Here is a 19,329-nt window from a genome sequence, read left to right as displayed (position 1 = left end):
TCCGGCTGTGACCCCGATGCGTCGCTCGCGAGGCTGGAACCATGCCAGTGACACGCCTCCGACCACCTCAGCTCCGTCGCCCCCGCGCCGTGCTCGGCACCGCGCTCGCCGCAGTTGCCGCCGGCGGCCTCGTGGCGATCGCCTTCGCCGGATGCGGCGTCGTCGGACCCGGGCCGATCTCTACGGTCGGCAAGGTCGACTTCGAGACGCCGCTCGCGATCCCGCCGCTCGCCGAGTCCACCGTCGACGCCGACGGCACGCGGGTGTTCTCGCTCGACGCCCAGGCTGGCACGACCGAGTTCACCCCGGGGCAGCCGAGCGACACGTGGGGTTTCAACGGCAGCTACCTCGGCCCGACGCTCGTCGCCGAGCGCGGCGAACATGTGCGCGTCAACGTCGCGAACTCGCTCGACGAGCCGACGACCGTGCACTGGCACGGCATGCACCTGCCCGCCGAGATGGACGGCGGCCCGCACCAGATGGTGGCACCGGATGCCTCGTGGTCGCCCGAGTGGGACATCGACCAGCAGGCCGCGACGCTCTGGTACCACCCGCACCCGCACGGCGAGACCGAGGATCACGTCGCGAGGGGGCTCGCGGGCATGTTCATCCTGCACGACGAGCAGGAACGCTCCCTCGGCCTGCCGTCGGAGTACGGCGTCGACGACGTGCCCGTCATCGTGCAGGATTCGGGATTCTCCGCCGACGGCGAGCAGGAATCGAAGCAGCGCGGGTACGCCGGCGGCCTCGGCGACGAGCTCATCGTCAACGGCACCCGCGGCCCGTACCTCGACGTCTCCGACGAGCTCGTGCGCCTGCGGCTGCTGAACGCCTCGACCGCGCGCACCTATGCCTTCGCGTGGGGCGACGCGCGCCCCGTGGAACTCATCGCGACCGACGGCGGGCTGCTCGAGGCATCCGTCTCGCTCGATCATGTGCGGCTCTCGCCGGGCGAACGCGCAGAGGTGCTGCTGCGCGTCACGCCCGGCGAGCGCGTGGTGCTGCAGTCGAAGATGACGCCCGAGATCGCGGGTCTCGTGGGGCCGGTCGCCGACACGAACGGCGGCAGCGACGCCTTCGACGTGCTCGAGGTGCGCGCAGCCGAGACGCTCGACCCGGCGCCGCCGGTGCCCGCCGCGCTCAACACGATCGACGACTTCGACGAGACCGAGGTCGCGATGACTCGCAACTTCACCCTCGATGACAGTTTCGAGATCAACGGCGAGGCGATGGACATGGGGCGCATCGACGAGACCGTGACCGTCGACACCCTCGAACGCTGGATCGTCGACAACGCGACATCGTTGCCGCACAGCTTCCACGTGCACGACGTGCAGTTCCGCATCGCGTCGATCGACGGAACTGCGCCGCCGCCCGAGCTCGCGGGCTGGAAGGACACGATCTTCACGGAGCCCGAGAAGGAGTACGAACTGCTGATGCGGTTCGAGGACTACTCCGACCCCGACACGCCGTACATGTACCACTGCCACCTGCTGTGGCATGAAGACCAGGGGATGATGGGCCAGTTCGCCGTCGTCGAGCCCGGTCAGCGTGCCACGATTACTGAGGGAACCCATCATGAGCACTGACACCACTGAGACCACGGCGACGCCCCCGGCGTCCGCCTCCGTCGCGACCACCGATGCCGCGCCGAAGCGCCGCAGCTACTGGTCGCTGTGGGCGAAGGTGCCGCGCGAGTTCGCCTTCCTCATCCTCACCATGCCGATCGCGATCACCGGGCTCGTCGTGCTCGCGACGACCTTCTTCACCGGACTCGGGCTGATCGCACTGGTCTTCGGCGTCTTCATCGTCGTCGCATCGCTCTTCATCGCCCGCGGGTTCGGCACCCTCGAGCTCGTGCGCCTGCGTTGGGCGGGTCGCACCGAGATCACCCGCCCGGTCTGGAACCGCGACAACCGCGAGCAGGGCTTCTGGCGCACGATCTTCGCGCCGTTCGTCGACGGCCACTACTGGCTCTACATGCTGCACGGCATGATCATCAACCCGGTCATCAGCATCGTCTCGTGGAGCCTCACGATCGCCTGGACCTCGGTGGCCCTCGGCGGCACGACGGGCTGGATCTGGCAGCGCTACATCCCCGACGGCCGCGGCGACCAGGACTTCTGGCTCTACGACGTCGTCGTCGACTGGATGTTCCCGGGCAACACCTGGCAGATCGACCCCGTCGTCGGTGAGACGGTCTTCGAGTTCTTCCTCGGCCTGATCTTCCTCGCCACCCTGCCGTTCGTGTTCCGCGGCCTCACGCTGCTGCACGATGTCATCGCGCGCGGCGTGCTGGGCTCGTGGCGCTCCGAAGCCCTCGAGCGCGAGGTCGCGCAGCTCGCCGCCTCCCGCGGCGCAGCTGTGCAGGCCGAAGACGCGTCGCTCCGACGCCTCGAACGCGACATCCACGACGGCCCGCAGCAGCGGCTCGTGCGGCTGCAGATGGACCTCGCCGCGATCGAGCGCAAGCTCGAGCGCGACCCCGAGTCGGCGCGCGAACTGCTCGTCGAAGCCCGCGAGCAGGCCCGCGAGACCCTCGACGAGCTGCGGGCGCTCTCGCGCGGGTTCGCCCCGCCGATCCTGCAGGACCGCGGTCTCGCCGTCGCCCTGCAGTCGGTCGCAGCCCGCAGCCCGATTCCGGTCACGGTGGAGATCGACCTGCCGACGGATGCCGCGCTGCCCGCGTCGATCGAGCGCAACGCCTACTTCATCGCCGCCGAACTGCTCACGAACGCCGTGAAGCACGCCGAGGCGAGCGGCATCCGCCTCACCGTCTCGACGCGCGACACGGGCGCGACCGGCCACTGGCTCGACGTCTGGGTGACCGACAACGGGCGCGGCGGCGCAGCGCTCACCGCAGGGCACGGCCTCGCGGGTCTCGAGGAGCGCGTGCAGGGCCTGCGCGGCGTGCTCGTCGTCGACAGCCCCGTCGGCGGCCCCACGACGATCGGCGCGCACATCCCGTTCGCGCCGCTCGCTGCGGGGGAGACGGCAATCCAGGCCTGATCCGGAACAGCGGATGCCTCGTGGCACGTGCCGCCACGAGGCATCCGCTCGCCCGCCGATAGTGTGGGGGGCATGACCGATCGCGCCCCGCTCCGCATCGTGCTCGCCGAGGATTCGGTGCTGCTCCGCGAGGGGCTCGTGCGGCTCTTCGACGAGGCCGGCTTCGAGACGGTGGCCGCCTACGGCGAGGCCGATTCGCTCCTCGCGGCTCTCGACGAGACCCGGCCCGACCTCGCGATCCTCGACGTGCGCATGCCTCCGTCGTTCCGTGACGAGGGAGTGCGCGCGGCCATCGAACTGCGGCGGCGCATGCCGAGGGTCGGCGTGCTGCTGCTCAGCCAGTACGTCGAGGGCACGTACGCCCACGAACTGCTCTCTTCGGGCGAGGGCGGCATGGGCTATCTGCTGAAGGACCGCGTCGCGTCGCTCGACGAACTCGAAGACGCCGTCGAACGGGTCAGCCAGGGCGGCACCGTGCTCGATCCGCAGGTCGTGCGCGAGCTGCTCGCCCGCCGCAGCGACCCGCTCGAGACCCTGACGCCCCGCGAACGCGAGGTCATGACGCTCATGGCCGAGGGGCGCACCAACGCCGGCATCGCGAAGCAGCTCTTCATCGGCGTCGGTGCCGTGGAGAAGAACGTCACGTCGATCTTCCAGAAGCTCGGACTCGAGGACTCGGGCACCGACCATCGGCGCGTGCTCGCCGTGCTCACCTGGCTGCAGCGCTGACGCTTCCGGGTCACTCCTTCGGGCTGCGCCGCAGGGGCACGTGCGTGCGCAGCACCTCCAGGTAGCTGCGGTAGCCCCGGAACATCCAGAACAGGAACGAGATCACCGCGACGACCGCACCGGCGGCGACCGACCACCCCACCGACGCGGTGAACGCGTAGACCAGCGCACCGGTGAGGAGGCCGACGAGTGCGGTGTTCACGACGAGCATGACCATCGCCGAACTCGCGAAGACCTGCGTGCGGTCGCGCGCGGCGAACGGGTAGTACGTCCGGCCGATACCGGTCTCGTCGTCGGTCGTGCCCATGAGGAAGTACCGTTCGATGCCCGGGTCGAGATCGAGGTAGGCGCCGCGCAGCCGGTTCATCGCGAGCACGTACGCGAGGTCTTCGGTCGCGGTGTTGAATACGCGGAACTGCGTGATGACCCCGAGCAGCACGAGCAGCACGAGCACGCCGAGCGCGGCGATCCCGAACCAGCCGCGGAACTCGGTGGCGTTGCCGAGCACGCCGAGCGTCACGAGTCCCGCCGAGACGAGCGTGAGGAAGATCGCGATGCGGGTGAGCACCTCGCTCTGCGTGGTCGACCGCGAGGCGAGCAGGCTCCAGTGCTCGGTGGCCAGCATCTGCGCGCGCAACGACTTCTGCGCGTCGGTCAGGGGCGGGTCGGATGCCGCGCTCGAGCCCGCGCCCGCGGCATCCGCCGAAGACGAAACGGGCCCGGGTGCATCGGCCGTCATACCGGCATTCTGCACCCGGGCCCGTCAGCCCGCCATCGCGTGTTACTTCACGGCGACGTGCGAGAAGAGGAACCAGCGGTCCTTGTCGAGGCCGCGGCGGATCTCGATCACGACGTCTTGACTCACCGGGTCGAGCTCGTCGAGTCCGTCGATCGCCTCGGCGACCTTCTCGGCCGCGAGGTCGATCTGGGCGACGACGTCGGCGATGGCCTCGTCGTAGGGCTGGAACCCGAGCTTCGGGTTCACGGCGCCGCTCTTGTCGGCGACCGACTTGAGGCGGCCGTCGACCGGCAGGCCCAGTGCGACGACTCGCTCAGCCGCGAGGTCGGCCCACTCCTGCGCGTGCGCCACGACCTCGTCGAGCAGCTCGTGCACTGCGATGAAGTTCACGCCGCGTACGTGCCAGTGCGCCTGCTTGCCATTCACGGCGAGGGCGACGAGCTCCTGCACGACCGGGGTGAGGAACTGCGCGACGCCCGATGCCACGTCGGCGTTCGCGCCGGCCTTGGGGCTCTTGGGGGCGATCTTGGTGTCTGTCATGTGGTCCACCTTCCCTGAACGTATGTCGTGTTCAACGCTACGCGGGTGCTCGCGGATTTCAACCAAGGGAAGGCTGGGCTGATCTGGGGTTGACACGGAAGGGAGATCGGGCTCCGTGTATCGAAATGCAGCATGTCGGCCCGCCGCGGACGCGGCGGGCCGACACACGTCGACTACTTGGCCGCGTCGAGGATCATCGAGATCACCTTGAGCGGCTGGCTGATCATCGGCACGTGCGAGGTGTTCACCTCGACCGTCGTGGCGTCGGCCCGCGCGGCCATGGCCGCGCTCCGCTTCGGGCGGGATGATGCGGTCGTTCTTGGCCACCATGTACCAGCTGGGGATCGACGCCCAGGCCGGCGGACCCGATGGAGCGACGAGGGATGCGAGCGCCCCGGGGCGCTGCGAGCCGGCCATGTTCTGCGCCACGATCTTCGGGACGTCCTGCGCGAACAGTTCCGGGAAGAACGCCGGGTCGATGAAGGCATCGGCATCACCTTCGGTCGCGCCGGGGAACGGGCGGAGCACGAGATGGTCGATCACGTCGGTGTGGCCGCCGCCGAGAGCGTTCGCGGCTTGGACGGATTCTCCCTCGGCCAACGCGTAGGCGGCGATGAAGACGAGCGACTTGACGTTCGGGTTGCCCGTGGCCGCATTGCTGATCACGGCGCCGCCGTAGGAGTGGCCGACGAGCACGACGGGCCCGCTGATGGTGCTGAGGAACTGTCGAAGGTAGTCGCCGTCGTACTGCGGCCCGCGCAGCGGGTTCGAGAACGCGATGACCGGGTAGCCCTTGGCCTGCAGCGCCGTTGAGACGAGACTCCAGCCGCTGGAGTCGGCGAACGCGCCGTGTACGAGGACGACGGTCGGTTTGGCTGCGGTGGCCCGTGCGACGTGCGCGTCCGCGGTGGTCGCCGCGGTCGCCGGGAGAACGGCGCCTCCGAGGGCGACGAGGGAGAACGCTGCTGCGATGGCGAGGGTGGCGAGGCCTCTCCGCTTGGTTGTGATCATGATCGTTCCTTCCGATTCGTTGCGGTGCGGATCACCGATTCGTTGCGGGTGTGGATCAGATGTCGAGGGCCGGTCTCCGTCACTCGGCCGTTGCGCCGAGCACCACCGACTCACTCGCGTGTGCGAGCGCCCACTCGAGGGCGTGGTCGGCCACTTCCTCCCAACCGGGCTCGGCGCAGATCCAGTGCGAGCGACCCGGGAACTCGACGTACTCCGTGAGCGCCGGCGACTTCGCGTAGTGCTTCGCGTTCGACTTGTTCACGCTCGGGGGCATGATGTGGTCCTTCTCGCCGCCGATGAAGAGCAGGGGTGCACGATCCTTCGCGTAGTCGACCCAGGTCTCCTGGCGGCCGGGCTTGAAGTTTGCGATGAGCCCGTACGCCCAGATCCAGTTGCCCGGTGCGGCGATCGCGAACTCCTCCCATGCAGCGTCGGAGTCCTCGCGCGACAGCGTGTTCGCGAACGCGTAGTGGAACTCCTCGGGCGTGAACGCGACGGCCCGATGGATGTTCGCGGGGTTCTTCAGCGCCGGGAAGAGCGACTTCGCCTGGGAGAGGGGCGTCATCCGCACGCCCTCGGTCGGCGCGGAGTCGACGACGACGGCCGACGCGCCGAGCCCCCGCGCGAGCAGCAGCTGCGTGAGCGTGCCGCCGAACGAGTGGCCCATGATGATCGGCGGCTTCGGCAGCGCCTCGATCTGGGCGGCGATGTGGTCGACGGTCTCGGGCACCGTGAGCTTCGCGATGACGTCGGGGTTCTCGCGCAACGCCTCGACCTCGATCTCGAAACCGGGGTAGGCGGGCGTGAGCACGGTGAAGCCCTTCGACTCGAAGCGCTCCTTCCAGCCCCGCCAGCTGCGCGGGGTCATCCAGAGGCCGTGCACGAGCACGATGGTGTCGGGGGCGGCGGAGTCGGTCTGGTCGGTCATGGCGGAGTCCTTTCGAGTGTGAGCGTTTCGATGCCGCAGGGGCGGCCCCGCGGCATCCGGTTCAGGAGTCGATGAAGGCGAGCAGGTCCGCGTGCAGCCGATCGCGGTCGGTGTCGGGCAGGCCGTGCGCGCCGTTCTCGTAGACCAGCAGCGTCGCCCCTTCGATGAGCTCGGCCGAGCGAGCGCCGCCGACCTGGAAGGGCACGATCTGGTCGTCATCGCCGTGGATCACAAGGGTCGGCACGTCGATGCTCGCCAGGTCGGGCCGGAAATCCGTGGCCGAGAACGCCGCGATGCATTCGTAGGCGGCACGGTGCCCGCAGGCCATGCTCTGCAGCCAGAACGCGTCGCGCACACCCTGCGAGATGTCGGTGTTGCGGTTGTGACCGAAGAACGGCCCGTCGGCGAGGTCGCGGTACAGCTGCGAGCGATCGGATGCCTCGCCCGCACGAATCCCGTCGAACACGGCGAGCGGCAACCCGCCCGGGTTGTCGGAGGCTTCGAGCATGAGCGGGGGCACAGCCGAGACGAGCACGAGCTTCGCGACCCGCGCCGAACCATGCCGGCCGACGTAGTGCGCGATCTCGCCGCCCGCGGTCGAATGCCCGACGAGCGTGAGATCCGTCAGGTCGAGGTGTTCGATGAGGCAGGCGAGGTCGTCGGCGTACGTGTCCATCTCGTTGCCGTTCCACGTCTGGCTCGATCGGCCGTGGCCGCGCCGGTCGTGCGCGATCGCGCGGTGCCCGTGCTCGGCGAGGAAGAGCGCCGCCGCCTCCCAGGCGTCCGCGTTCAGCGGCCACCCGTGGCTCAGGAGCACCGGTGTGCCGCCCGAACCCCAGTCCTTGTAGAAGATCTGCGCGCCGTCATCGGCAGTGACGTGGGGCATGGGCGCCTCCCGGATGCGGGGCGAGTCGCGCGGCTCGCGATTCGCGGATGCCTCGATGCTGGCCCGCGCCGTGCTTGCGCCGAACCACGTGATGCGCGTAGTCGCGAGCTCAGCGACCGGGCATCCGTTCGGTCAACTGCTTCCGCGAGGTGATGCCGAGCTTCCGGAACACCTTCCGCAGGTGGTAGTCGACCGTGTTCGCGCTGATGAAGAGCTCGGCGCCGATCTCGGCGTTCGTCCGGCCGGCGGACGCGAGCCGCGCGACCGCATCCTCCTGGGGGTGTGAGCCGGTCGGGGCCGTCACCAGTCTCGTGCGCGAGCACGTGCTCGCCGGTCGCCTCGAGTTCCCGACGGGCTCGCGCCGCGAACGCCGGCGCACCGACGCGTTCGAAGATCGCGAGCGCGGAACGGAGCTCGTCGCGGGCCTCGCGGCGGCGCTTCATGCGGCGCAACCACTCGCCGTACAGCAGGTGTGCGCGCGCGAGCTCGCCGGGTGCCGTGGCCCGGCCGAAGTGCTCGATCGCCTCGACGTATCGGGCCTCCGCCTGCTCCGGCTCGGCGAGCAGGGCCTCGGCCCGTGCCGAGATGCCGCGGATCCATGGCGTGCCGCTCGCCGTCGCGAATTCGGCGAGCCGATCGGCCGCGGCCCGCGCCGCCCGGACATTGCCGCTGCGTACGCCCGCCTCGACCAGGTCGGGCAGCTGCTGGTACGTCACCTGCAGGAACTCGCGCTCGACCATGGGTCGGAGGCGCTCGTAGGCGTCACGGTAGTGGCCGTCGGCGATCTCGCGGATGCTGAGACCGGTCATCGCGATCGTCCAGACGCCGGCGAATCCGGTGAGGAGCGTCGCCTCGGCGATCTGCTCGACGAGTTCGGGCGGCGCCCCCGACCAGGCGAGGTAGGACGCGTTCACGACCTGCTCCGCGTCGTAGCCGATGGCTCGGCGCAACTCGCGCACCTGCTCCACGTACCGACCGGATGCGGCGGGGTCGCCGCGGACGAGCTCGAGGAGCCCGAGTACCCACAGCGTGGTGTCGAGCACGCGCAGGTTGCCGGCCTCCGTGGCCGCACGCACCGTGCGTTCGAGCAGTTCGACGCAGGTCTGCTCGTCCCACAACGCCATCGTCAACGCGACCGCCTCGGAGCCGAGCTCGAGCAGCTGCGCGTCGTTCGAGTCCTGCAGCATCGCAACCGCTGCACGCATGATCGGCGCCGCCTCGGGGTACGGCCGCAGGATGTGCGCACCGAGGGCGCGCAACGCGAGCGACCTGCGCCCGTCGGTCACGCCGGCTCCGGTCGCGAGCCGGCGCCCGAGCGCCTGCAGGCTCCCGCTGCGCACGGTCGACTCCGAGGTGAGCTCCGCGTTGAAGGCCCCGAGCAGAGCCCGCTGCTCGAGCTCGGGCGCTCGACCGTGGAACAGGCCGGCTGCCCGCAGCAACTGCTCGGTGCCGCCCCTCACCCCTTCGGGATCGGCCACGAACAGGGCGAGCATGGCGCGCAGCATGAGCACCCGCCCCTCGGCCACGGGGTCGAGGGCGGCCGGGTCGATTCGGTCGAGCATCTCGGCCGCGAAGCGTGCCGCACCGGCGACCGCGGCGGCCTCGGCGGCGGCGACGAGCCTCGCCTCCCGCTGCGGCCCATGGCTCGACAGATCGGCCGCGCGCGCCAGCAGTCGAGCACGTGAGACCGTGCCGCCACGCCCGCCCGCGGCATCCGCTGCCAGTTCGAGGCGGTCGGCGACCTCGTCGTCGATGCCGAGCGTGGCCTCTGCCGCGTGCCAGACCGCGAGATCGGGACGACCACGTGCTCCGGCGACCGATTCGAGCGCCTCGTGCACGCGGCGACGCTCCGTCGCTGGCATCGCGTTGTAGACGGCAGCGCGGACGAGCGGATGCCGGAACTGCACGCGGTCGCGCGAAGTGGCGAGCCCGGCGCTCTCGGCCGCCCCGGAGGCATCGGCGGGCACGGCGAGCCGGCGAGCGGCTTCGTCGATGAGCGCGGGATCACCGGTGGACTCCGCCGCGACGATGCCGAGCCACCGACGCGTGTCGGCCGGAAGCGCTTCGACCGCGCGAAGGTAGGTGGACTCCAGGCGTTGACCGATCGGAACGGGCCGAGCCCGAGCGAGGAGTCGGTGAGCTGCTGTGCGGTGAACTCCCGCGCAAGGTCGGTGAGGGCGAGCGGATTGCCACCCGTCTCCTCGGCGAATCGCATCGCGAGGTACGGGTCGACCTGATCCGTCGCCGACCGATTCAGCACGTGCACGGCCGTCTGCGCGTCGAGCCCTCCGAGCTCCAGGGAGGCGATGCCGGCGGCCGCGCGATCGACTCTCGGGTCGGGGCGGGTGCTGAGCACGATCGCCACCGCCTCCGCCTTCAGCCGACGCGCGACGAACGCGAGCACCTCGAGCGACTCGGGATCGGAGAGGTGCGCGTCATCGACGACGCACACGAGCGGTTCGCGCTCTGCGGCGGCCGCGAGCAGCGACAGCATGCCGAGGCCGACGAGGTATCGGTCCGGTGGCGGCCCCTCGTCGACGCCTGCGGCGATGCGCAACGCCGATGCCTGGCGACGCGGCAGAGCCGGTACGAGGTGTGTGAACGGCGTCCCGAGTCGCTGCAGCATCGCATACGGCATGGCCGACTCCGCCTCGAAGCCGTCGGAACGGACGACCCGAACGCCTGCGAGGTCGTGCATGGCCGCTTCGAGCAGGGTCGTCTTCCCGATGCCGGCCTCGCCGCGCAGGAGCAAGGCCGAGCCGTGCCCGTTGCGCGCCGAACCCACGAGCACGGCGAGACGTTCCAATTCTTCGCCGCGGCCGAGGAGCGAGGGCTGGATGTTGTCGATGGGGTTCACGGTAGTAGAGCGCTCTCAGCTGGCGCTAGACCGAATCCTCACGGGCGATCAGATCGCGAGCACGCTGCGCGCACGTTCGTCGACGCCTCGAGGGGGCCGAAATCGCGAATCGAGAACGCTGCGCGTGTGGCGAGAGCGCCGGAGGCAACGACGAGTGGGTCGTGTGGAGGGGATGACGGGAATCGAACCCGCGTGATCAGTTTGGAAGACTGAGGCTCTACCATTGAGCTACATCCCCGCGTACCCGCTCGCGGGCACTGGATCATCGTAGTACACGATGACCCCCCTCTCGTGACGCGCGCCGCGTATGCCGCCCGTCGAGTGCCTATCGCAGGGCTGCGATCGAGCGGATGGCGCCGCGAGCGAGCCTCATCTGGCGTTCGTAGGTCGCGGCGAGCACGACGAGCAGTACGCCGGCGATGCCGAGCCACAACCACCACCACACGGCCTCGTAGAGGTCGGTGATCCACGGCCAGAGCTGCACGAGCGCGTGCACGAGCAGCACCGCCCCGCCGAGCAGCAACGGGGCCTGCAGGCGGCGAACAGCGCCGACGACGAGCACGGCGACCGAGACGACGCCGAGCGTCACGATGCGCCACAGCTGGGGATCGGTGAAGTCGGCGAAGAGCGGCGGCACGAGCAGCACGGCCAGGCCCGGACCGAGAGCCGGCCAACTGCCGAGCTCGGGAGCGCGGCGCATGCGGAACCAGCCGACGCCGATGAGCGCAACGCCGACCGAGGCGGTGACGAGATCGAACGTGTCGAGCTGACCGGAGAACAGCACGATCGTGCCGCCGAGGGCCAGCGCGCAGAGCATCGTCCAGACGAACACCGAGCCGGCGAGGGGCCTCGCCGTCGTCGCGGCCGACGCGATGCACGCGAGAGCGAGCACGGGGAACAGCACGGCCGAGCGGAGCAGCGGTTCGTCGCCCGTGACGATCTCCAGCAGTGTCGGCACGGTGGCGAGCGCGACGGATGCCGCGAGCAGCACCTCAGCCAGCCAGGCGGGGCGCGACGCGGTGCGCGCCCACATCACCGCGATCGTGACGCCCGCCGCCAGGGCGATGAGCGGCCAGAACTCGACGACGAGCACGCTCTCGGCGCGATCCGCGGCGACGGTGGCACCGCGCACGAGGCCGGCGCCCGTGAACGCGACCCAGCCGGTGAGCACGCCGAGCAGCCGCACGGGCACCCCGCGCGCGACTTCGGGCAGGAACACCGCGGCGACCGCCAAGACGATGCCGATCGACACGAGCAGCAGGGCCCGCAGCTCGGCAACGCCCGCCGTGCCGATGCTCGGGAGCACGGCGACGGCGGCAGCGGTCGCGAACAGCGCCGTGCGGCCCTGAGCGGGAGCGGCGCCGCTCGTGCGACGCCACGTGATCAGCCCGCCGGTGGCGGCGAGGGCGGCGGCGAGCGGCAGCGTGTAGGCCTCGACATCGCCGACGCCCGAGCCGGAGAGCCGCACCCAGACCGTCGTGACCCCGAGCACGAGGCTCAGCCAGCCGAGATGCCTGGCCGGCGAATCGCCGCCGATCGGATCTCCGTCGAGTGCGGCGAGCACGATCGGCACCGGGGTCAGCAGCAGGAGCACGAGCCAGAGCTCCGAGGAGCCGAACGAGCCGGTGACGCCGGCGACGAGCGCGACCGCGCCGACGACGCCCGCGGCGACGGCCCAGACGAGTCGGGTACGACTCGTGCGCTCGGGCACCACGTGAGCCAGCGCCGCGCCGAGCAGGGCCGCGCCCGCGATGGCGATACCGATGGTCTCCCACCCGAACGCCTCGTCGACGACGACCACGGAGACGAAGGCGAGCGCGAGCGGAGTCGTCGCGGCGAAGGCGACGCGCAGTGCCTCGGGGACGCCGAGGCGCAACCAGACCACCCCGGCGATGACGAAGATGCTCGCCGGCACCCAGCGCCACGAGGCATCCGTCTCGAAGGCGAGTGCGCAGATCGAGATCACGGATGCCGCGAACAGCGGCGTCACCGCGCACAGGCGATCGCTCGTGCTGCCGAAGCGCACGACAGCGGCGGCGACGAGGAGCACGGAGGAGGCGACGGCGAGCCACATCCACGGCTCGATGAGCTGCACGTCGTCGGGAGCCTGCCAGAACGGGATGGAGAACACGGCGAAGACGAAGAGCGTCGACGCGATAGCGAGGTGCGTCGCGCCGGCCGCCGGTACGGCGACCGCAGGCCAGACCCGGCGCGCGATGACGCGGCCGACGATCGCGAGTGCGATCACGATCGTCGCGACCCACGGCCACACCGTCGCGTTCGAGTAGCCCACCCACCACGCCAAGGCGGCACTGGCGCTGCCGCCGACCGCGAGGGCCGCGAGCAGGCCCGGTGCCTCGAGGCGATGCCGGATTGCGGCGAGGGCGAGCGCGCCGCCGGCGAGCACGAGGAGCAGCACGGCGGCGATCGCGGGGCCGGGGGCGACGCAGGCGACGGCGATGCCGCTCGCGAAGGCTGCAGCGGTCGGGATCGCGGCCAGCGCCCGGCCGCTCCGCACGAGCACCGAGATGACGAGCGCGCCGACGGCGACGACGGCGGGCACGAGCACCGCGGTGAGGTCGTGATCGGGGATGCCGGGTCGCAGCTGCTCGTCGAGCTCGAGATTCCACGGCGGCACGCTTCCGGCGAACCTCGTCCAGACGACGCCGAGGCCGAGCAACACGCCGGGAAGCACCGAGCAGGCGGCGACGGCGATCGCCGCGACCATCGCTGCGAGGGAATCCCGTGCGACCGGGCCCGCGAGTCGTGTGCCGGCGGCGAACACTGCTGCGACGGCACCCGCGGCGGCCGGGGCGAGCCAGAGCGAGACCTCGCTGCCGAGTTCGCTGAAGATCGCCAGGGTCGGCGCCAGCGCGAGGCTCAGGCCGAAGGCGGGCGCCGCGATCACTGCCCAGACCGTGCCGAGCCCGTGTCGCAGTCGCACCGCGAGCAGTGCGAGCAGCCACGCGGCCGCCACCACGAGGTACCACCACAGCTGGCTCCACGGCACCTCGGGCAGCGCCCAGTAGGCGGGGAGGAGGGCGAGCGCTCCGCCGACGAAGCCTGCCGCCATCACGATGGTGCGCTCGACCGTGGCGGGCAGCAGCACGGCCGCCGACCCCAGGAGGGAGACAGCGAGGAATCCGACCCAGAACGGGGTGCTGAGCTGGTCGTCGGGCGCGGCCTCGCTGGCGAGCAGGAACACGCCGACGGGAGCGAACGCGGCCGCGGCGATGCCCGCGATGCGGATGCCGCTCGCCGCTCGCACGCCGACCAGCACCGCAGCCACGACGAGCAGGGCGCCGCCGAGGTACGCCGACGTGCCGATGGTCTCGGTGCCGAACAGCATGTTGGCCCGCACGATCCACACGTCGAGCAGCAGCAGCACGATGGCGACGGATGCCACGCCCTCGGCGGTGCCGGGAAGGCGGCGGGCCCTGAGCAGCCACGCGACGCCGAGCACGAGCACGCTCGCCACGGCGATGATGATCGAGCGCACCTCGAGGGACGCGACGAGGTAGGCGACGAAGAGGAACACGATCGCCGTGATGGAGATGAGCACGACGCCGAGCGTCAGGAGCAGCACCTGCACGCCCGAGCGTCCGGAGCGAGGCGCGGCGACCGGCGCGGTCGCGCCCGCGGGTGCCGGAGCAGAGGCCTGGAGCTGCTGGGGGATCGAGGTCGGGGTCGGAGTCACTGCCGGAGTCGGCGGCACTGGTACCGGCACCGACAGCACCGGCGGCGCCTGGGCCGGAACCATCGCGGGGGAGGGCGACGGCGTCGCCGCCGCAACGGGAGCAGCATGCGCCGCGGCATCCGTCACGCTCGCCGCAGCCTGACGAACGCGGGAGGTCTGCGCCTCGCGCATCGTCGAGATGAGCGACTGCCGGTCGGCTTCGCGATCGTGCAGTGCGCGGCCGGCGGCGAGCAGCTCGCCCGCGGCGGGCACCGAGAGGTCGAGTCCGCAGGTGCCGCACACCGCGCTGCGCAGCGCGCTGAAGCAGGAGGGGCAGAGCGTCGTGTCGATCAGTTGCGCGGGGTCTGACGGCCAGCGTCGGAGGTCGCGGGCATCGGCGGGCTGCTCGGGCATGGCCACACTCTGCCATGGTCGTGAGCGCCAGCGGTGGATCATCCACAACTCGGTGTCGGGCGCCCGAACCCCGGATGCACAGCACGGGCCTCACGCTGTGCAGTAGACTTTCCGGGGTCCATCCGTCTGACGCATGCTTCCGCATGCCCGCACGGCTGAATCGACGAGTTGAGTCGCGACTCGGGGCGTAGCTCAGCTTGGTAGAGCGCCCGCTTTGGGAGCGGGAGGTCGCAGGTTCGAATCCTGTCGCCCCGACGAGTTCCAGGACTCGACACGAACTTCCACACAACAGGAGAACTTCCACATGCCGACCACTTCGGTTGAGAAGCTGAGCCCCACTCGCGCCAAGCTCACCATCTCGGTGACGCCCGAGGAGCTGAAGCCCAGCATCGCCCACGCGTACGAGCACATCGCCGAGCAGATCAACGTGCCCGGTTTCCGCAAGGGCAAGGTGCCGCCGCCCATCGTCGACCAGCGCGTCGGCAAGGGCGCCGTGCTCGAGCACGCCGTCAACGAGGGCCTCGACGGGTTCTACCGCGCCGCCGTCGCCGAGCACGAGCTGCGCCCCCTCGGTCGCCCCGAGGCCGACATCGTCGAGTGGCCCAGCGACAAGGACTTCTCGGGCGACCTGCTGCTCGCCATCGAGGTCGACGTGCGCCCCGAGATCGAGCTGCCCGCCTACGAGGGCATCGAGCTCACGGTCGACTCCGTCGAGGTCGCCGACGACGAGGTCGCCGAAGAGCTCGACCGCCTGCGCAGCCGCTTCGGCACGCTCATCACGGTCGACCGCCCCGCCACGGCCGGTGACTTCGTCACGCTCGACCTCGTCGCCAAGATCGACGAGAACGAGGTCGACACCGCCAGCGGCATCTCGTACGAGCTCGGCTCGGGCGACCTGATCGAGGGCATCGACGAGGCCCTCGACACGCTCTCCGCAGGCGAGACCACCACCTTCGCGTCGAAGCTCCTGGGCGGCGACCACGAGGGCGAGACCGCCGAGATCACCGTCACCGTCTCCGCCGTGAAGGAGCGCGAGCTCCCCGCAGCCGACGACGACTTCGCGCAGATCGCGAGCGAGTTCGACACGCTCGCCGAGCTCACCGACAGCCTCAAGGAGCAGGTCGCGCGCAACAAGTCGTTCGGTCAGGGCAGCCAGGCCCGCGACCTCCTCGTCGACAAGCTCCTCGAGCTCGTCGAGGTTCCCGTCGCGCAGGCCGTCATCGACGACGAGGTGCACCGTCACCTCGAGAACGAGAACCGCCTCGAAGACGACGAGCACCGCGCAGAGGTCGCCGAGTCGAGCGAGAAGGCGTTCAAGACGCAGATCCTGCTCGACACGATCGCCGAGGCCGAGAAGGTCCAGGTCAGCCAGGACGAGCTGACCCAGTACCTCGTGCAGGGCGCAGCCCAGTACGGCATGGACCCGAACGAGTTCGTGCAGATCCTCAGCCAGAACGGCCAGATCCCCGCCATGGTCGGCGAGGTCGCGCGCAACAAGGCGCTCGCGATCGCGCTCGGCAAGGCGAAGGTGTCGGATGCCGCGGGCAAGCCCGTCGACCTCTCCGAGTTCACCGCCGTCGCCGCTGCCGAGGCTGAGGCCGAGGCAGAGGTCGTCGACGAGGCCGAAGAGATCGTCGAAGAGGCCGAGGCCGCCGAGAAGCCCGCGCCGAAGAAGCGCGCGCCGAAGAAGGCCGCCGTTGCCGACGAGGCCGCCGACGCCGCTGAGAAGCCCGCGCCGAAGAAGCGCGCAACGAAGAAGGCCGACGCCGAGTAATTCGGTGATCGAACGGTGAAGGGGTCGGGCGTTTCGCCCGGCCCCTTCCCGCATTCACGGGAGGTACGTGCATGAGCGACTGGCAGCAGCGGGTCGACGCGGTGTGGGCGTCGGCCGACGAACTCGGCGACCACGAGGTGATCCGCCGCATCGACTCCCTCGCGGCGGAACGCCCTGCGGGCGACCCGATCGCGCTCTTCGAGCAGGCCGGCGCTCGCGACTCGGCAGGCCTCGAGGCCGAGGCGGAGCCGCTCTACCGGCAGGCCATCGCGGGCGGGCTCTCGGGCTCCGAACGCGTTCAGGCGCACGTGCAGCTCGCATCGACGATCCGCAACCTCGGGCGCCCGCTCGAGGCGATCGCCATGCTCGACGAGATCGAGCCCGAGTCCGGAGAACTGCGCGACGCCGTCGTCGCGTTCCGCGCCCTTGCACGGGTCGATGCGGGCGACGCGCGGCTCGCGGCATCCGAGGCCCTCGCAGCTCTCGCCCCGCACCTGCAGCGGTACCGGGTGTCGCTCGCCGCATACGCTGCGGAGCTCGCGGCATCCGCCTAGGGCGAACAGCCCCGTTCCTGCGCGTTGCACCGGATAGATTCGAGTGAACGCGACAACGGAAACGGAGCGACACATGGCCGAACCGACACCAGGCACCGGTGTTTTCGATCGACTGCTGAAGGACCGCATCATCTGGCTTGGCTCCGAGGTGCGCGACGAGAACGCGAACGAGATCGCCGCGAAGCTGCTGCTGCTCGCGGCAGAAGATGCCAAGAAGGACATCTACCTCTACGTGAACTCGCCCGGTGGCTCGATCACGGCCGGCATGGCGATCTACGACACCATGCAGTTCGTGCCGAACGACATCGTCACCGTCGGCATCGGCATGGCCGCCTCCATGGGGCAGCTGCTCCTGACGGCCGGCACCAAGGGCAAGCGGTACATCACCCCCAACGCCCGCGTGCTGCTGCACCAGCCGCACGGCGGCTTCGGCGGCACCGCGAGCGACATCCAGACGCAGGCGCAGCTCATCCTCGACATGAAGAAGCGACTCGCCGAGATCACCGCGGCGCAGACGGGCAAGACCGTCGAGCAGATCAACGCCGACGGCGACCGCGACCGCTGGTTCAACGCGCAGGAGGCCCTCGAGTACGGCTTCGTCGACCACATCCGCGAATCGGCACTCGACGTTGCCGGCGGCGGCGGAACCCAGGCGTAGGCACGCGAGAGAAGAGAGAACGAGCGAATGAACATCCCTGCTTTCGGTGGCACCGCCTTCAACGGCGTTCAGGCACCGGGCTCGCGCTACATCCTGCCGAGCTTCGAGGAGCGCACGGCCTACGGCTACAAGCGCCAAGACCCCTACGCCAAGCTCTTCGAGGACCGCATCATCTTCCTCGGCGTGCAGGTCGACGACGCATCCGCCGACGACATCATGGCGCAGCTGCTCGTGCTGGAGTCGATGGACCCCGACCGCGACATCATCCTCTACATCAACTCGCCCGGTGGCTCCTTCACGGCCATGACCGCGATCTACGACACGATGCAGTACATCCGTCCGCAGATCCAGACGGTCGTGCTCGGCCAGGCGGCCTCGGCCGCCGCGGTGATCGCAGCAGCCGGCACGCCGGGCAAGCGACTCGCGCTGCCGAACGCCCGAGTGCTCATCCACCAGCCCGCCATGGGCGAGGCGGGTCACGGCCAGGCGTCCGACATCGAGATCCAGGCCGCCGAGATCATGCGCATGCGCTCGTGGCTCGAAGAGACGCTGTCGCGTCACTCGAACCGCACGCCCGAGCAGGTGCACACCGACATCGACCGCGACAAGATCCTGTCGGCGAGCGAAGCGCTCGAGTACGGTCTCATCGACCAGGTGCTCAGCTCGCGCAAGAGCCTTCCGGCGATCACGCGATAGCTCGCGGCACCGTGAACGCGGCGGATGACCGGCTGAACGACAGCCGCGCCATCCGCCGCGTTTCGCTGTCTCCGGATGCCGCGATCGACCGTGTCGCCTGGCCGGCGAGCATTCCCGCGATCGATCAGCTGATCGGCGACGGCGGCATCGAGTTCTCGCCGGGCCTGACCTTTCTGGTGGGCGAGAACGGCAGCGGCAAGTCGACGCTGCTCGAGGGCATCGCCATGGCCTACGGGCTGCCGCCGGAGGGCGGCAGCAGCAACGGCGGCACTTCGACGCGGCCGAGCGAGTCGCCGCTCGCGGAGTGGCTGCGCATCGAGCGCAGTCCATCGGCGCAGCGGTGGGGGTTCTTCCTCCGTTCCGAGACGATGCACGGCTACTACAGCTACCTCGAAGCGCTGCCCGACAGCCCCGATCGGCACCTGCACTCGCTCAGCCACGGCGAGTCCTTCAACGACCTGCTCGACAACAAGCTGAACCATCCGCGCTACCGGGCCGGGCTCGTCTGCCTCGACGAGCCCGAGGCAGCGCTCTCGTTCTCGTCGATCCTCGGGTGGATCGCAGGCCTCGACCGCATGGTCGCCCGCGGCACCCAGATCATCTGCGCGACCCACTCGCCGGTGCTGGCATCCGTGCCGGGTGCCACGATCCTGGAACTGGGGGAGTGGGGCATCCGCGAGACGAGCTGGGAGGAGCTCGAACTCGTCGCCCACTGGCGCGGGTACCTCGACGATCCGCGTCGCTACCTCCGCCACCTCCTCGACTGAACGTCCCGGTTCGCGTCCCGCGAACGACCGAGCGTGTCGAATCCCGCGCGCTACCCTCGATCGGCCCGATCTCGGGCTAGGCTCGGAACAG

14 protein-coding genes, 2 tRNA genes and 2 pseudogenes are annotated in these 19,329 nt (G+C 70.3%); 9 read left to right on the top strand and 9 right to left on the bottom strand.

Annotated features, from left to right (window positions below; genetic code table 11):
• The first annotated feature begins 41 nt into the window (after positions 1–41).
• The 3 genes from BJY17_RS04960 (at position 42) to BJY17_RS04950 (ending at position 3,738) form a co-directional block, all read left to right on the top strand.
• On the top strand, positions 42–1,589 hold the full coding sequence (locus BJY17_RS04960) for a multicopper oxidase family protein (protein WP_179550377.1): 1,548 nt from the start codon (positions 42–44) through the stop codon (positions 1,587–1,589).
• Complete coding sequence (locus BJY17_RS04955; protein WP_179550376.1) at positions 1,579–3,009, top strand: sensor histidine kinase; 1,431 nt, start codon at positions 1,579–1,581, stop codon at positions 3,007–3,009. The genes BJY17_RS04960 and BJY17_RS04955 overlap by 11 nt, the downstream gene beginning before the upstream one ends.
• A 72-nt stretch (positions 3,010–3,081) precedes the next feature.
• Positions 3,082–3,738 (top strand): response regulator transcription factor, encoded by a 657-nt coding sequence (locus BJY17_RS04950; protein WP_179550375.1) that lies wholly within the window; start codon positions 3,082–3,084, stop codon positions 3,736–3,738.
• A gap of 10 nt (positions 3,739–3,748) precedes the next feature.
• Here BJY17_RS04950 and BJY17_RS04945 read toward each other — a convergent pair whose 3' ends face one another.
• From BJY17_RS04945 to BJY17_RS04905, 9 genes and pseudogenes are all read right to left on the bottom strand, one after another.
• Positions 3,749–4,477: a hypothetical protein gene (locus tag BJY17_RS04945; RefSeq protein WP_179550374.1), complete on the bottom strand. Its 729-nt coding sequence runs from the start codon at positions 4,475–4,477 to the stop codon at positions 3,749–3,751.
• Positions 4,478–4,519: 42 nt separating this feature from the next.
• On the bottom strand, positions 4,520–5,017 hold the full coding sequence (locus BJY17_RS04940) for a Dps family protein (protein WP_179550373.1): 498 nt from the start codon (positions 5,015–5,017) through the stop codon (positions 4,520–4,522).
• A 333-nt stretch (positions 5,018–5,350) separates the two neighbouring features.
• A pseudogene (locus BJY17_RS04935) lies at positions 5,351–6,028 on the bottom strand (esterase/lipase family protein); the annotation flags it as partial.
• Between the two features lie 79 nt (positions 6,029–6,107).
• Entirely contained in the window at positions 6,108–6,956 is an 849-nt protein-coding gene (locus BJY17_RS04930) for an alpha/beta hydrolase (RefSeq protein WP_179550372.1), read from the bottom strand.
• Positions 6,957–7,017: 61 nt separating this feature from the next.
• Positions 7,018–7,842, bottom strand: a complete 825-nt coding sequence (locus BJY17_RS04925) for an alpha/beta fold hydrolase (protein ID WP_179550371.1) — start codon at positions 7,840–7,842, stop codon at positions 7,018–7,020.
• Positions 7,764–9,809, bottom strand: a complete 2,046-nt coding sequence (locus BJY17_RS19065) for a hypothetical protein (protein WP_456057512.1) — start codon at positions 9,807–9,809, stop codon at positions 7,764–7,766. The genes BJY17_RS04925 and BJY17_RS19065 overlap by 79 nt, the downstream gene beginning before the upstream one ends.
• A gap of 404 nt (positions 9,810–10,213) precedes the next feature.
• Positions 10,214–10,699 (bottom strand): annotated as a pseudogene (locus BJY17_RS19060) (ATP-binding protein); the annotation flags it as partial.
• A 164-nt stretch (positions 10,700–10,863) separates the two neighbouring features.
• A tRNA-Gly gene (locus BJY17_RS04910) sits at positions 10,864–10,937 on the bottom strand.
• A gap of 87 nt (positions 10,938–11,024) precedes the next feature.
• Positions 11,025–14,789: an SCO7613 C-terminal domain-containing membrane protein gene (locus BJY17_RS04905; RefSeq protein ID WP_179550368.1), complete on the bottom strand. Its 3,765-nt coding sequence runs from the start codon at positions 14,787–14,789 to the stop codon at positions 11,025–11,027.
• A 181-nt stretch (positions 14,790–14,970) separates the two neighbouring features.
• On the opposite strand from BJY17_RS04905, the gene BJY17_RS04900 reads away from it, so the two are divergent.
• The 6 genes from BJY17_RS04900 (at position 14,971) to BJY17_RS04875 (ending at position 19,238) form a co-directional block, all read left to right on the top strand.
• Positions 14,971–15,044: transfer RNA gene (locus BJY17_RS04900), tRNA-Pro, on the top strand.
• A 49-nt stretch (positions 15,045–15,093) separates the two neighbouring features.
• Positions 15,094–16,563, top strand: coding sequence for a trigger factor (gene tig, locus BJY17_RS04895; RefSeq protein WP_179550367.1), 1,470 nt, complete (start codon positions 15,094–15,096; stop codon positions 16,561–16,563).
• 71 nt (positions 16,564–16,634) lie between these two features.
• Complete coding sequence (locus BJY17_RS04890) at positions 16,635–17,117, top strand: tetratricopeptide repeat protein (RefSeq protein ID WP_179550366.1); 483 nt, start codon at positions 16,635–16,637, stop codon at positions 17,115–17,117.
• Positions 17,118–17,190: 73 nt separating this feature from the next.
• Complete coding sequence (locus BJY17_RS04885) at positions 17,191–17,775, top strand: ATP-dependent Clp protease proteolytic subunit (protein ID WP_179550365.1); 585 nt, start codon at positions 17,191–17,193, stop codon at positions 17,773–17,775.
• Positions 17,776–17,802: 27 nt separating this feature from the next.
• Complete coding sequence (locus tag BJY17_RS04880) at positions 17,803–18,471, top strand: ATP-dependent Clp protease proteolytic subunit (protein ID WP_179550364.1); 669 nt, start codon at positions 17,803–17,805, stop codon at positions 18,469–18,471.
• Between the two features lie 11 nt (positions 18,472–18,482).
• On the top strand, positions 18,483–19,238 hold the full coding sequence (locus BJY17_RS04875; protein WP_179550363.1) for an AAA family ATPase: 756 nt from the start codon (positions 18,483–18,485) through the stop codon (positions 19,236–19,238).
• Positions 19,239–19,329: the final 91 nt, after the last annotated feature.

It is taken from the genome of Agromyces hippuratus (assembly GCF_013410355.1).
Classification (GTDB): Bacteria; Actinomycetota; Actinomycetes; order Actinomycetales; family Microbacteriaceae; genus Agromyces; species Agromyces hippuratus.
Note: the sequence above shows the minus strand (reverse complement) of the source record. Positions and strands in the feature narration are given on the sequence as shown.